The sequence below is a fragment of the Bradyrhizobium sp. genome, assembly GCF_049798375.1.
Classification (GTDB): domain Bacteria; phylum Pseudomonadota; class Alphaproteobacteria; order Rhizobiales; family Xanthobacteraceae; genus Bradyrhizobium.
On the sequence record NZ_JBARGP010000647.1, the window covers coordinates 1 to 13,594 of the forward strand.

Annotated in this window: 14 protein-coding genes; 7 read left to right on the top strand and 7 right to left on the bottom strand. The window is 64.5% G+C overall.

All coding sequences use genetic code 11. The annotated features are described in order from the left end of the window. The first annotated feature begins 24 nt into the window (after positions 1-24). The 3 genes from WA702_RS25350 (at position 25) to queA (ending at position 2,526) form a co-directional block, all read left to right on the top strand. Positions 25-603, top strand: coding sequence for a peptidylprolyl isomerase (locus tag WA702_RS25350; protein ID WP_425113284.1), 579 nt, complete (start codon positions 25-27; stop codon positions 601-603). Between the two features lie 271 nt (positions 604-874). After that, positions 875-1,339: a peptidylprolyl isomerase gene (locus WA702_RS25355; protein WP_425113285.1), complete on the top strand. Its 465-nt coding sequence runs from the start codon at positions 875-877 to the stop codon at positions 1,337-1,339. Positions 1,340-1,434: 95 nt separating this feature from the next. Beyond that, complete coding sequence (gene queA, locus WA702_RS25360; protein ID WP_425113286.1) at positions 1,435-2,526, top strand: tRNA preQ1(34) S-adenosylmethionine ribosyltransferase-isomerase QueA; 1,092 nt, start codon at positions 1,435-1,437, stop codon at positions 2,524-2,526. A gap of 243 nt (positions 2,527-2,769) precedes the next feature. On the opposite strand, the gene WA702_RS25365 is transcribed toward queA, so the two are convergent. Then, positions 2,770-3,795 carry an aspartate-semialdehyde dehydrogenase gene (locus tag WA702_RS25365; RefSeq protein WP_425113287.1) on the bottom strand — a complete coding sequence of 342 codons (1,026 nt, stop codon included), beginning with the start codon at positions 3,793-3,795 and terminating at the stop codon, positions 2,770-2,772. Positions 3,796-4,059: 264 nt separating this feature from the next. Between WA702_RS25365 and tgt the strand changes: the two genes are divergently transcribed. Further along, complete coding sequence (tgt, locus tag WA702_RS25370; protein ID WP_425113288.1) at positions 4,060-5,220, top strand: tRNA guanosine(34) transglycosylase Tgt; 1,161 nt, start codon at positions 4,060-4,062, stop codon at positions 5,218-5,220. A gap of 26 nt (positions 5,221-5,246) precedes the next feature. On the opposite strand, the gene WA702_RS25375 is transcribed toward tgt, so the two are convergent. Beyond that, entirely contained in the window at positions 5,247-5,477 is a 231-nt protein-coding gene (locus WA702_RS25375) for a hypothetical protein (protein WP_425113289.1), read from the bottom strand. 237 nt (positions 5,478-5,714) lie between these two features. On the opposite strand from WA702_RS25375, the gene cysK reads away from it, so the two are divergent. Next, positions 5,715-6,692, top strand: coding sequence for a cysteine synthase A (cysK, locus tag WA702_RS25380; RefSeq protein WP_425113290.1), 978 nt, complete (start codon positions 5,715-5,717; stop codon positions 6,690-6,692). A gap of 3 nt (positions 6,693-6,695) precedes the next feature. After that, on the top strand, positions 6,696-6,935 hold the full coding sequence (locus WA702_RS25385; RefSeq protein ID WP_425113291.1) for a BrnA antitoxin family protein: 240 nt from the start codon (positions 6,696-6,698) through the stop codon (positions 6,933-6,935). 9 nt (positions 6,936-6,944) lie between these two features. On the opposite strand, the gene WA702_RS25390 is transcribed toward WA702_RS25385, so the two are convergent. Then, entirely contained in the window at positions 6,945-7,823 is an 879-nt protein-coding gene (locus WA702_RS25390) for a DMT family transporter (RefSeq protein WP_425113292.1), read from the bottom strand. Positions 7,824-8,035: 212 nt separating this feature from the next. Here WA702_RS25390 and WA702_RS25395 point away from each other — a divergent pair, with 212 nt between their 5' ends. Beyond that, the gene (locus tag WA702_RS25395) at positions 8,036-8,239 is read left to right on the top strand and encodes a hypothetical protein (RefSeq protein WP_425113293.1); all 204 of its coding nucleotides are present in this window, start codon (positions 8,036-8,038) and stop codon (positions 8,237-8,239) included. 208 nt (positions 8,240-8,447) lie between these two features. Here the strand turns inward: WA702_RS25395 and WA702_RS25400 are convergent, their stop codons facing one another. The 4 genes from WA702_RS25400 to WA702_RS25415 form a co-directional block, all read right to left on the bottom strand. Beyond that, positions 8,448-8,999, bottom strand: a complete 552-nt coding sequence (locus tag WA702_RS25400; RefSeq protein ID WP_425113294.1) for a hypothetical protein — start codon at positions 8,997-8,999, stop codon at positions 8,448-8,450. Further along, positions 8,944-9,294: a hypothetical protein gene (locus tag WA702_RS25405; protein WP_425113295.1), complete on the bottom strand. Its 351-nt coding sequence runs from the start codon at positions 9,292-9,294 to the stop codon at positions 8,944-8,946. The genes WA702_RS25400 and WA702_RS25405 overlap by 56 nt, the downstream gene beginning before the upstream one ends. A gap of 258 nt (positions 9,295-9,552) precedes the next feature. Further along, positions 9,553-10,146, bottom strand: coding sequence for a formyltransferase family protein (locus WA702_RS25410; RefSeq protein ID WP_425113296.1), 594 nt, complete (start codon positions 10,144-10,146; stop codon positions 9,553-9,555). A 361-nt stretch (positions 10,147-10,507) separates the two neighbouring features. Next, the coding region (locus tag WA702_RS25415; RefSeq protein WP_425113297.1) for a sulfotransferase at positions 10,508-13,594 on the bottom strand (3,087 nt) is incomplete at its 5' end.

A 13,594-nucleotide genomic window follows, 5' to 3' on the forward strand; every position in this document is an offset into this window, starting at 1 on the left:
GTCCCTCACATTTCCGGAGTTTTCATGATCCGAGCTTTTGCCTTCGTGTTCGCCCTGATCTTCGCAGTGCCCGCTACCACGGTGCCAGTCTCGGCGCAGTCGCTGCCGTCAGGCCTCGACAAGCAGAACGCCATCGTCATCGACACCACCAAAGGCCGCATCGTGATCAAGCTGCGGCCTGATCTCGCGCCGCAGCACGTCGAACGTATCAAGCAGCTCGCTCGCGAGGGCTTCTACAACAACGTGCCGTTCCATCGCGTGATGGACGGCTTCATGGCGCAGACCGGCGACGGCCAGAACTTCAACGGCACCGGCGGCTCGAAATACCCCAACCTGAAGCAGGAATTCTCGCAGGTGCCGTTCAAGCGCGGTGTCGTGGGCATGGCCCGACGCGGCGACAGCGTCGATACCGCCAATTCCCAGTTCTTCATCTGCCTCGGCGATGCCTCCTTCCTCAACGGCCAGTACACGGTGATCGGCGAGGTGGTGCAGGGCATGGACGTGGTCGACAAGCTGAAGAAGGCGCCGGCCGGTTCCGCATCGGGCGCCGTCACCGATCCGGACAAGATGGTGAAGGTGCAGGTCGCCTCCGATATCAAGTAACGAAGTCTTTGCCACGCCGTTCGGCTGCCATTGGCCGTGATGGACGATAGAAGCCGGCACAATCGACATGACGGCGTGGCTCGGCTTTAACGGCATCCCGGAGATGGGGGTACGCGCCGCACCGAACCAGGCGGGCGCTCGGCCGTTAGTGGAGACTTGCAACGCAGCCCGTCAGTGCCATCTACCGGGACGACGGCCGGCGCGTATGGATCCCTGACCAACCAGTCCTCACCCCGGAGATATCCCTCCAAACCAGTCGAGAGATGAGCATATGGCTGTCACCGAGAATACTTTGATCCTTGAAACCACCCAGGGCCCCGTCACCATCGAGATGCGTCCCGATCTCGCGCCGAACCATGTCGCGCGGATCAAGGAGCTGGTGCGCGAGGGCTTCTACGACGGTATCGTGTTCCACCGGGTGATCGATGGCTTCATGGCGCAGACCGGCTGCCCGCAGGGCACCGGCACCGGCGGCTCCGGCAAGAAGCTGAAAGCCGAGTTCAACGCGGAGCCGCATGTGCGCGGCACCACCTCGATGGCGCGCGCGGCCAGTCCGGAGTCCGGCGACAGCCAGTTCTTCATCTGCTTCGACGACGCCCGCTTCCTGGACAAGCAGTACACGGTCTGGGGCAAGGTCACCGAGGGCATGGACAACGTCGACAAGATCAAGCGCGGCGAGCCGGTGCAGAACCCGGACAAGATCGTCAAGGCACACATGGCCGCCGACGCGGCATAGTTTCGCGGCAAGTGCCGCGAAACGCGCGAATGGTGGGTAGCGAATAGCGAATGGTCTATTCGCCACTCCCCATTCGCCATTCGCCTGTTTGAGACATGCGCACCGACCTTTTCGATTTCGAACTACCTTCCGAGAACATCGCGCTGCGTCCCGCCAGCCCGCGGGAAGCCGCGCGGCTGCTGGTGGTCGAGGGCGACGGCGTGCTGCGCGATCACACCATCGCCGATCTGCCTGATTGGCTCGAACCGGGCGACCAACTCGTCGTCAACGACACCAAGGTGATCGCGGCGCAGCTTTCGGGGCGGCGCATCGGCCGGGAGACCGAACCCAAGATCGATGCGACCTTGATCAAGCGGCTGGACGGCTCGCGCTGGCAGGCCCTGGTGCGGCCGGCGAAGAAGCTCGTCCCTGGCGACGTCATTCGCTTCGGCAATGAGGGCAGGGTCTGCCTGCTCGGTCATCTCGATGCCGAGGTCGAGGCCAAGGGCGCCGAGGGCGAGGTGACGCTGTCCTTCACCTTCCACGGCCCGACCCTGGACCAGGCCATTGCCGATCTTGGCCGCCCGCCACTGCCGCCTTATATCGCCAGCAAGCGTCCGGCGGACGACCAGGACGTCGCGGACTATCAGACCATGTTCGCGGTCAACGAGGGCGCGGTCGCGGCGCCCACCGCGGGGCTGCATTTTACGCCGGAGTTGGAGACGAAGCTGCGCGCCCGCGGCATCGGCGTGCAGCGCGTTACCCTGCATGTCGGCGCCGGCACCTTCCTGCCGGTGAAGGTCGACGACACCGAAGGGCACCGCATGCATGCCGAGTGGGGCTCCGTCTCGGCGCCGGTGGCGGCCGCGCTGAACGAGGCGCGCGCCAATGGCGGACGCATCGTCGCGGTCGGCACCACCTCGCTGCGGCTGCTGGAGAGCGCGGCTGCCGGCGACGGCACGATCCTGCCGTTCGAGGCCGAGACCTCGATCTTCATCACGCCCGGTTATCGCTTCCGCGCGGTCGATATCCTGCTCACGAATTTCCATCTGCCGCGCTCGACGCTGTTCATGCTGGTGTCGGCCTTCTCGGGCCTCGACGCCATGAAGGCGGCCTATGCGCATGCGATCGAAAAAGGCTATCGCTTCTATTCCTATGGCGATGCCTGTTTGCTGTTCCGGGCGTGCGAAAGTGGTCCTGTGGGCTAGTTAGTTGGTGGTCATGCCCCGCGTAGGCGTTGGCATCCAATATTGCGTAGCAGTCGTTACAAACACCGCGGCGCCTTGGCGTACTGGATCATCCGCCTTCCCGGATGATGACGGCTCGTGTGAGGACGCGCAGCCGTAGGGTGGGCAAAGCGCAGCGTGCCCACCGTGTTTCCGCGCATGCCGGCCAGAATGGTGGGCACGACGCTACGCGTCTTTGCCCACCCTACACGACCTGTCGTGACGTTACGCCATCGCCCGTTCCGGCAGCAGCTCCGCGATCTGCACCGCATTGAGCGCGGCGCCCTTGAGCAGCTGATCGGCGGCGACGAACATTGCGATCGAGCGTCCTGTGGGATCGGACAGGTCCTTGCGGATGCGGCCGACCAGCACGTCGTCTTGACCGGAGGCGTCGACCGGCATCGGGAAGTAGTTGTTGGCGCGATCGTCGACGACCCTGATGCCCGGCGCAGTCGACAGGATACGGCGCACCTCGTGTTCGGTGATCGGCATCTCGCATTCGAAGGTGATGGCCTCGGAATGGGCGCGCAGCACCGGCACGCGGACACAGGTGATGCCGATCGCGATGTTCTCCTCCTCGAAGATCTTGCGTGTCTCGTTGATGACCTTGGTCTCTTCCTCGTTGTAGCCGGTGTCAGGATCAATCGCCGTGTTGTGGCTGAACAGGTTGAAGGCGTAGGGGTGTGGCAGCACCTTCTGCGCATAGACCTGACCGTTGAGGTTGGCCCGGGTCGACTGCACCAGCTCGTCCATCGCAGCCGCGCCGGCGCCGCTTGCGGCCTGATAGGTCGAGATGATGACGCGCTTGATGCGGTTGTTCTGGTGGATCGGCCACAGCGGCATCAGCGCCGTGATCGCCGAGCAGTTCGGCACCGCGATGATGCCCTTGTGCTCCCTGATGCGGCGGCCGTTGATCTCCGGGATCACCAGCGGCACGTTCGGGTCCATGCGGAAGGCCGAGGAATTGTCGATCACGACCGCACCGGCCTTTACGGCTGCGGGCGCGAACTTACGCGACGCGCCGCTGCCAGCCGAGAACAGCGCGATGTCGACGCCCTCGAAGGAGCGCTCGGTGAGCTCCTCGACCACCACCTGCTGGCCACGGAAATCGATGGTCTTGCCGGCCGAGCGGGCGCTCGCCAGCGCCTTGAGCGTGCTGACGCGGAAATCGCGGCGGTTCATGGTGGCGATGAATTCGGCACCGACGGCGCCGGTCACGCCGGCAATGGCAACGACGGGATCGTTCTTCACTTTCAGCCCCTTTGAGATTTAGACAACAAAAAAGCCCCGGACCTTTTCAGGCGGGGCTTCGGTTCGAAGATGTCGCGTTCAGACAGCTTTACGCGCGCACGCCTCCCGAGGCCCTGCAGGGCTTGGTGGTTTTGGTCGTGCGTTTGGTCGAGGTCGACATGGCACGGACCATAGGGGCGGGGGGAACCGGGGTCAACGGGCTTTGTCGCCGGATTTGGCTCAAGCCGGTTGAAAGGCGAGGCTCCCTGACGCAATAAGCCCGCCATGAGCGCTTCCGACATCAGCCCCGCAGCGGGCCTTCCCAACCATTTCGAGCTGCTGGCGACCGACGGCGCCGCCCGCACCGGCCGCCTGAACACGCCGCACGGCATGGTGCGCACGCCCGCTTTCATGCCGGTCGGCACGGCGGGGGCGATGAAGGGCATGCACTGGCGCGAGGTGCGCGACGCCGGCGCCGATATCGTGCTCGGCAACACCTATCATCTGATGCTGCGGCCGGGCGCCGAGCGCATCGCCGCGCTTGGCGGCCTGCAGCGCTTCACCGGCTGGGGCGGCCCCATGCTCACCGACTCCGGCGGCTTCCAGGTGATGTCGCTGTCCGAGTTGCGCAAGGTCACCGAGCACGCGGTGACGTTCCGCTCGCATATCGACGGCATGAAGATCGAACTGTCGCCGGAGCGCGCCATCGAGGTGCAGCGGCTGTTAGGCTCCGACATCGCGATGCAGCTCGACGAATGCGTGCGGCTGCCGGCCGGGCGTGACGACATCGATCGTGCGATGCGGCTGTCGCTGCGCTGGGCCGAGCGCTGCCGCCGTGCCTTCGAGAGCGCGCCCGACGGGTATATGCTGTTCGGCATCGTGCAGGGCGGCGACATTCCGGAGCTGCGTGAGGCGAGCGCACGCGCGCTGGTCGATATCGGCTTTCATGGCTATGCGATCGGGGGGCTTGCGGTCGGCGAGCCGCAGGAGGTGATGCTCAGGATGATCGAGGCGACCGCGCCTGTATTGCCCACCGACCGACCGCGCTATCTGATGGGCGTCGGCACGCCGGATGATCTGCTGGAATCGGTGAAGCGTGGCGTCGACATGTTCGACTGCGTGCTGCCGACCCGCAACGGCCGCCACGGCGTTGCCTATACGCGGTTCGGGCCGGTCAACCTGCGCAACGCGCGTCATGCCGACGATCCGCGTCCGCTCGACGAGGCGAACCCATGGCCGGCGGCGCGCAGCTACGCACGCGCCTATCTGCATCACCTCGTCAAGTCGGGCGAGACGCTGGGGGCGATGCTGCTCTCGGAGATCAATATCGCTTATTTCCAGGATCTGATGGCCGGCATGCGCGATGCGATCGGGCACGGCTCGTTCGAGCAATTCTACACGCAGACGCGCGCCGACTGGGCACGCGGCGATATTGCCGCGCACTAGCTGCGACGCAAGATCAACTCAGGACCTCAGGATGCGAGCGATTGGCAGCCGAATTGCTTGTTGACCCTGTGCTTGGTCACGAAGCCGTAGCCGCAGGTGTCGCAGGTCCAGAGATAGCTGATCGCGTTGTCGGAGAGATAGGCCGACGCTTCGGCGGCGATCATGGAGTCGGCGCAAACAGGGCACGTCGGCAGCTCGCTGCCGCGCGGATCCGGCTTCGGTGCCGGGGTCGACATGAGTTCAGCGAGTGCTGACATCGTGGGACCTCCTTTGCGCTCTCGGATGCATCAAAGAGATGCAATCCATGTTGGACTGAAGTGTAACGTACACTCATTTGTTTGACCTTGTCGCAACACAAATACGTTGGTTTTGAGTCATTTCACACGAAGATGTATTGCGGCGCAGCGTGCGACAGTTTCACGAAGCGTCTTGCGCGCCGCAATAAGCTGACTGATATGTGAGCCGGAACGATTTCAGAGATGGCGGAGCTGCACATGAACGCATCACCAAGCGTAGACGCCGCGCACAAGCCCGGACGCGGGCGCGTATTTGATTCAATTGTCGATGCGATCGGCGATACGCCGATTGTGCGATTGCGAAGGTTGCCGCAGCAGCACGGCGTCAAGGCGACCATCCTCGCCAAGCTGGAATACTTCAACCCGGCCGCCAGCGTGAAGGACCGCATCGGTGCGGCGATGATCATTGCGATGGAGAAGGCCGGCGCGATCAATCAGGACACGGTGATGATCGAGCCGACGTCCGGCAACACCGGCATCGCGCTTGCCTTCGTCGCGGCCTCGCGCGGCTATCGCCTGAAGCTGGTGATGCCGGAATCGGCGTCGATCGAGCGGCGCAAGATGCTGACCTTCCTGGGCGCCGAGCTGGTGCTAACGCCAGCGGCGCAGGGCATGAAGGGCGCAATCGCCACCGCCGAAGAGCTGCTCAAGACCACGCCCAACTCGGTGATGCCGCAGCAGTTCAAGAACCTCGCCAATCCGGACGTTCATCGCCGCACCACGGCGGAAGAGATCTGGAACGACACCGGCGGCAACATCGACTTCTTCGTCGCCGGCGTCGGCACCGGCGGCACCATCACCGGCGTCGGGCAGGTGCTGAAGCCGCGCAAGCCGGATCTCAAGGTGGTCGCGGTCGAGCCGGAGGAAAGCGCGGTGCTGTCGGGCGGCACTCATTCGCCGCACAAGATCCAGGGCATCGGCGCCGGCTTCGTGCCCGATGTGCTCGACCGCTCCGTCATCGACGAGATCGTCAAGGTCAACAGCGCGACGGCGCTCGAGATCGCCCGGGCGCTGGCGCGCCACGAGGGCATTGCCGGCGGCATCTCCTCGGGTGCTGCGATCGCCGCCGCGCTCGAGATCGGCAAGCGGCCGGACAGCGCCGGCAAGACCATCCTGGCGATTGTGCCGTCGTTCTCGGAACGCTATCTGTCCACGGCCCTGTTCGAAGGAATTTGAGAAATGGCCGATCAGCCGCGACGCCCGCGCACGCTCAACGATGCCCGCACCGAAGCCGAAGCCGCCTTCAAGAAGGTTACCACCAAGCCGGTGGAGGCGCCGCCGAAGCAGGCCGCCATTCCCGGCATCAAGGAGCAGGTGAGTTTGCGGCTCGACCAGGACGTGCTGGAGCATTTCCAGTCCGGCGGTCCAGGGTGGCAGGACCGCATCAACGCCGCCTTGCGCAAGGCCGCAGGGCTGTAGACAGCGGGGTCAGCGCCCCACGCGCACGGGGACCGGCCCGGCGGAGCGCAGGTTCAGGAGGTTGCCGGACAGGATCAGCGCGGCGCCGAGCAGCGTGAGCAGGTCGAGCCGCTCCGAATAAATCAGCCAGCCGGCGGTTGCCGTCAGCGGCACGCGCAGGAAGTCCATCGGCACCACGATGGTGGCGTCGGCATAGAGCATCGCGGGCGCCATGCAGAAATGCGAGAAGGTGCCGCAGAAGGCGATCACCACGATCCAGCCCCAGGCCGTGCTCGAGGGCCAGGTCCAGAGATAAAGCGACGGCAACAGGCCGGCGGAGAACTGCACCACCAGCATCCAGAAGATGATCGATACCGTCGGCTCGGTGCGGGTCAGCGATTTCACCAATGCGATCGAGATGCCGAAGCCCATGGCGGCGACCAGGGCGATCAGCTGACCGGGATTCACCGAGCCGGTGTCGGGACGCACGATCACGATCACGCCGACCAGACCGAGCGCGATCGCCGTCAGCTTGAACAGCGTGATCCGCTCACCGAGAAAGCTTGCCGCGAGCAGCGCGGTCCAGATCGGCATGGTGAATTCGATCGCCACCACCTGGCCGATCGGGATCAGGGTCAGCGCGAAAAACCAGCCGAGCTGCGCGCCGTAATGCACGAGGTTGCGGGCGATGTGCTGCGGCAGCCGCGCCGTCTTCAGGATGCTGACGCCGCCGCTGCGCCAGACCAGCGGCATCAGCATCAGAAAGCCGAGCCCGGTGCGCAGCTCCATCAGCTCGAACACGTTGAGCTCGCGCATTGCCTCCCGGCCGGCGACCGCCATCACCAGCATCAGGCTGAGCCAGCCGGCCATCCAGAGCGCGGCCATCATCTTGGAAGCGGGACGCTGCATGGGGACGGGGATCCGGCGTTGCAATTGCTCAGGAAATAGGCGGGCTGTCATCGCAACGGAGTTGCTTGATTGCAAACGAAATCCGCCGCTGCATTGCCGCCATGCGGCGACTGGAACTCGCGCTCGGCATCGGGCTCGTTGCAGGAGCAAACAGCCCCCTGGAGACGGCGCTCAATTCGTCCTAAGCCGTCGCCTTCACCGAGGAATCATCAATGACCGATCGCTCTACCTCTGCGGATTTCGTGACCGCCTTTTCCACCGGTTGGCCCGAGCGCGAACCGCATCTGCTCGTGCTGTCATTGACCACGCACAAGGGCGTCCAGGACTTCGCGATGACCCGGGATCAGGCGCTCTTGATCGCCAAGACCATCAAGCGGACTGCGGCACAGCTCACCGAGCCGAAGAAGGCGGGGTAGGCCGCGCTTTGAAGTTGCTCGGTTGAACAGTTAGGCAGCTATCTTGCGGCTTGCGTGCTGTACCTCGCCCCGCTTGCAAGGAGGGGTCCGACGGCATCACCAGATGCGATCCGGGTGAACGGGTAACAGGTCTATCACCGATACCGCGCAAGCGCCTGCCGCTCTCTCCGTAAGAACGGAGAGAGTCGACGTCGTTTGCGGCTTAACGTCAGCGCGTCAGCGAGATGTTGGCGCCGCGGAACTGGCTGTCTGCCCGCATCGACACCGATTGCCTGTTGCCGCGGGTCGCGAGTGCGATGTTGGCGTTGAAGCCGGCCGCGCTGGCGGTGAGCTGATAGTTGCCGCCGGTTCCACGACCCTGCAGCACGCCGCTGACATTGCGGCTCGACTCGCTCCACGTGCCGGTGATCGCAGATCCCTCGGCCTCGACATCGCCCTGCAGGTTGAACTTGTAGGCGTCGCTGGCGCAGGTCAGCGTCAGCTGCATCCTGCGGCCGGCTACCGCATAGGTCGCACGGCAGCGGATGCGCTCGGTCGAGCCGTCATCGAGGCTGACGGTGCCGCCGCCGCGCCAGGTACCGGCCAAGCCGGCGAAGGGCCCGCCGGCTTGCGCCAGCGCCGGCGCGTTGAAGCCGATCGTTCCAACTAAAACGGCGGCTGTCGCCAGCCGCCGTGCAATCATCAAATGAAATGTATCGGGCGTCTTAAAGCCGCGACGCCTGCCAGCGTCCGCTGCACGGTATGCCTGCTGAAGCACCATTCCACTTCCCCGAACCGGAATTGCCACTGATTTGGCCGTTGGCATATGCCCCGTTGATCGAGACTTTCACAAGGCCTTCGCGGCCGACCGAGCCGGAGACGTCGGCGCCCGATGCGGAAATCTTGCCGTCGGCGACCGTCAGCATCGAGCTTGCGCTCGGTTCACAGCTACCACTCTTGGTCGTAATCGTCACTTGCCACTGGCCGTCATAAGGGGTCTGGGCGAAGGCGGGAGCGGCGCCTGCGCCGGCCAAAAGCGAGGCAAAAAAAGCTGCTCCAATGCGGTTGAGACGCATGAATCAAATTCCTCAATCTTTGGTGATGGCTATCATATCCATGTCAAATGTGACGAAACTTTGCCGCAATGCAAGAATTACAAAATATCAAGGTAAATCAGAGAGGTAACGTTAATCCAGGCAGCCGTTCGAGCGTGATCGTGGCAGCTTACCGGCCCAATTTGACGTTCGGGGACGACAACAAAAGCCGGCGCATCGCGCTTGATGACAGGGAACGGAATCGGCGCCTGCTGACAGACCGGATGAAGCCGGCCTGCCTCAATGCGATGTGAGGCTCGGCGCCTTGGTGGCGAATTGCTCGTCCTGCGGCTTCGCCGGCAGGCCGCCATGCGCCTTGCCGTAGTCAATGACGTCGCCGAGCAGTTTCAGCCCGAGCGGCGCCAGCGCGCGCTCCCACAGCTCGCGGGCGGTCTCGCCCTTTTTGACGAAGCACCACTCCTGCAGCGCGATCGCGCCGGCATCCATGCGCTCGGCGAGATGGTAGATCGTGCCGCCGGCGATCGGATCGCCTTCCTTGATGGTCCATTCCACCGCGGCGATGCCCCGGTGCCGCGGCAGCAGCGACGGATGGTAACCGATGCCGCCGAGCCTCGCCGTCGCCACCGCCTCCTGGCTGACGCGGGCGTGACTATGGGCTGTCACGATCAGGTCGGTATTGGGGGCGATCTCGTTCGGCGGCACCAGCTTGGGATTAGCCTGCACGACGACCTCGATGCCGGCGGCATGGGCAGCGGCCGCCAGCCGGTCCTCGCCATCGTGCACGACCACGCGGGCAATCTCGACGCCCTTGTCCCGCAGCATGTTCAGTGTGGCCACACCGAAATGGCGGGAGCCGACGAGGGTGATGCGCATGGGGCGATGTCTTCCGTGGGTTGCGGGGCAGGCGGAATGGAGCGGATGCGAAGCTGGTCCAGCCCGGGTCAAACCAATCCTGAGCGCTCCCGTCAAGCGTCCGTGGCGCCTTCACCACAGCCCAGCGCGTGTCGCATGCCGGTCAGCGCTGTCACCGCATTTCACCGGACTTGCACGGGCCGATTGCAGTATATGATGAGGACAATTCCTTAACGCGCTGATGGCAGACTGATAACAGCCGCACCGCCGCGCGGCCGAATAGCCGGGTGCCGCGCCTGTCACCTAATCCCCGGGCCGGAGCGCCCGGCTATTTGCTTGGCGGTTCTGACCTCGGACTATACCGGTCGTTTCAACGTCCAGCTCAGTTGGTATCTGGTATAACGCGCAGGGCCTCGTGCAACGGTCCGAGGTGTTTCTCGTAGCGGCGCCAACTCCCGACCGCCCGGCGGTACAGCGGCTCGCGCACCTGCATCAGGCTTGCCGTGCGTACCGTCCGCTTGGTGTCCTGGAAGTCGCGGCAAGCGTCCTCCCAGCCGAGCCCGCAATGCGCCAGCACCTTGCGCGAGGTGCCTTCGAGATCGTCGACCAGATCCTCATAGTTGACGTCGATGATAACACCGGGCGGCAGCACGTCGTGCCAATGCGCCATCACGCCCTCATAGCCACGGTAGTAGTGGCCGAGCTCGGCCAGGTCATAGGCAAAGGGCTGGCTACCGGTGAACAGCAGCTGATAGCAGGAGATGCAGGTATCGAGCGGGTCGCGCTTGATGTGGATGATCCTGGCGTTTGGCAGCGCGAGATGGATCAGTCCGACGAACATGAAGTTCAGCGGCATCTTGTCGACGATCCGCGGCGCGTCCGGAGCCAGGGCGCGGACCCGCGCCGTGTACATCCGCCCCAGCTCGGTGATCTCGTCCGGCGGCAGCGAGCTGGTCAATTCGGGATAATTCGGCACCACGTGTCGGCGCTTGGCACATTCCCCGATCAGCTCCTTGAAGGTTTCCAGCTCGCCGGCGCCGAAGACCTGCGAATGGCTGGCCAGCACCTGCTCCATCAATGTGGTGCCGGACCGTGGCATGCCGACGACGAAGATCGGTGACCAGGACGTGTCGCCATGCCCGCTGGAAGACCGGATAAACTCCGGCGTGAACCTGGCGGCGATGTTCTTCATCGTCGCCAGCCGCTGCGGCTCGTCATAAATGAAAGTGGCCCGCTTCAGCGCGTTGCCGGCCTTGAGGTGCTGGAACGCGACGTCATGATCGCCGAGATCGGCGAGCGCCTTGCCCATCGCGAAATGGGCGGCGATCTGCTTCTCGGTGTCGAGCTGTTCGACGCGGTCGAGCAGGCGCCGCAACCCCGGCAGCCGACGATCGTCCGGCTTGAACTTGCTCATGTTCGCCAGATTGAGGTGCACCGGGGCCTCGTCGGGCGACAATTCGATGGCGCGTTCAAACGCAGCCGTGGCTTCCTCGAACCGGCCGAGCGCCTGATAGGCTACGCCCAGATTGTTCCACGACCCGAAGCGTTCGGGCTTGATCTCGAGCGCCTTGAGGTTTTGCGCGATCGACTCCTCCAGGCGATTGAGTTCGAGCAGCGCATTGCCGAGATTGCCATAGGCGTCAGCGTAATCAGGCCGGCTCGCGATTGCCCTCTTGTAGTGCTCGATGCCGCGCTCCGGATGGCCCTGCCGCAACAGCACGTTGCCGAGGTTGTTGTGGGTCTCGGCATGATCAGGGCTGTAGTCGAGAACCCTGAGATAACATCTCGCCGCCTCGATGTCCTTGGCGGCGCCATAAAGCAGGTTGCCGAGCGCGAAATGGGCATCGAGATGTTGCGGCTTGTTGGCGATCGCGCGGTGGAGCGTCGCGATCGCCTCGTCACGCTTGCCCTGGCTCTGCAGCACCATGGCGTAGGCGTAGAGGATGCCGGGGTGATCGGGCGCGAGCGCAAGCGCGGTCAGATAATGCCCGACCGCGGCGTCGAGCCGGCCGGCCGTGGCTTCGACCGCGCCGATGCTGCCATGCGCTTCCGCCGATGCGCCATTGATCGCAACGGCCCGCATGAAATAGGTCCGCGCCTCGTCGAGGCGATTGGCATGGGTGCAGACCACGCCAAGTCCGACCAGCGCGCCGAAATGATCGGGCTGGGCCGCCAGGATGAAGTTGAACAGCGTGGCGGCGTCGGCGCGCTCGCCGCGGTCCTGCAACTTCTTGGCGACGACGAACGCGCGTTCGGCCTCCGCGTCCAGTGTGCTCTGGTGCGCCGGCGGATCGATCGCCAGCGACGGGGCAGGGGGAGTGACGATGGGAGCAACGACATTCGCCGGCGCGGCTCGTGGCGCCGCCGGCGCCATGATGGTGGTGACGGCGCTGAGCACGGCGTCGGTGCCGAGCGCTTCCAGTAGGGGCTTCAGGCGCTCGCCATAGATGCGCCAGCGTCCCACGGAGTCGGTAAAGAGGGGCTGTCGGACCTGGACCAGGCTTGCCGTGTTCACCGGCCGCCTGGTCTTGTGGAACGACAGGCATCGCGGGTCCCAATCGAGGCTGCAATGAGCAATCATCCGGCGTGCCTGCGGCTCGAAATCCCGCACCACGTCCTCGTAGTTCACCTCCAGCATGATGCCGTCAGGAAGGACGGAACGCCAGTGCCGCATCAGCGCGTCATAGGCATTGTAGTAGCGTCCGAGCTCGCCCAGGTCGTAGGCGAAGGGCTGTACCTCTGCGAACAGCAGCGAATAGCAGGACAGGCAGGTGTCGATCGGGTTGCGCTTGACGTGGATGATCCTGGCGTTCGGAAACAGCAGATGGATGAGGCCCGCGAACAGGAAGTTGGCGGGCATCTTGTCCACGATCCGGTCGGTGGTTACGTCACCGAAGTGCTGAAGGTAGGTCGTTCCGAGCGTGCGCAGCTCTCCGTCCGTGAGCCCGGCGAGCAGTTCCGGATAGTCGCCGCGGCCATGCTCCGCGAGTGACGCGACGGCGGCTGCGAGATGGCTGACTTCGCCGGCGCCGTGGACGCGAGGATGGCTGGCGAGGATCTGCTCGATCAGGCTGGTGCCGGAGCGTGGCATGCCGATGACAAAGACCGGCGCTTCCGAGGATACGCCGCGGCCCGAGCCGGCCTCGATCAGCTGCTTGGTAAAGACGCGTCTGATGCGCTCGAACTGCTGCAACGCGAGGGTTTCGTCATAATTGATGCGGCGGCGCTCCAGCGCATTGCCGGCGTGGAGATGCTGCAGCGACCGCTCACCATCGCCGATATCGGCATAGGCGCGGCCGAGCGTGAAGTGCAGCGCAATCCTCTCACTCTCGGAAAGCGTCGCTTCGCGGGCCGCCAGCGCTTGCAGAAGCGGCAGCCGCGGATCGTCCGCGACGAACCGCTTGATAGCGGCGTAGTTGAGCTGGAGGCCGATATTGTCGGGTTCGAGCGCGAGTGCGGCCTCATAGGC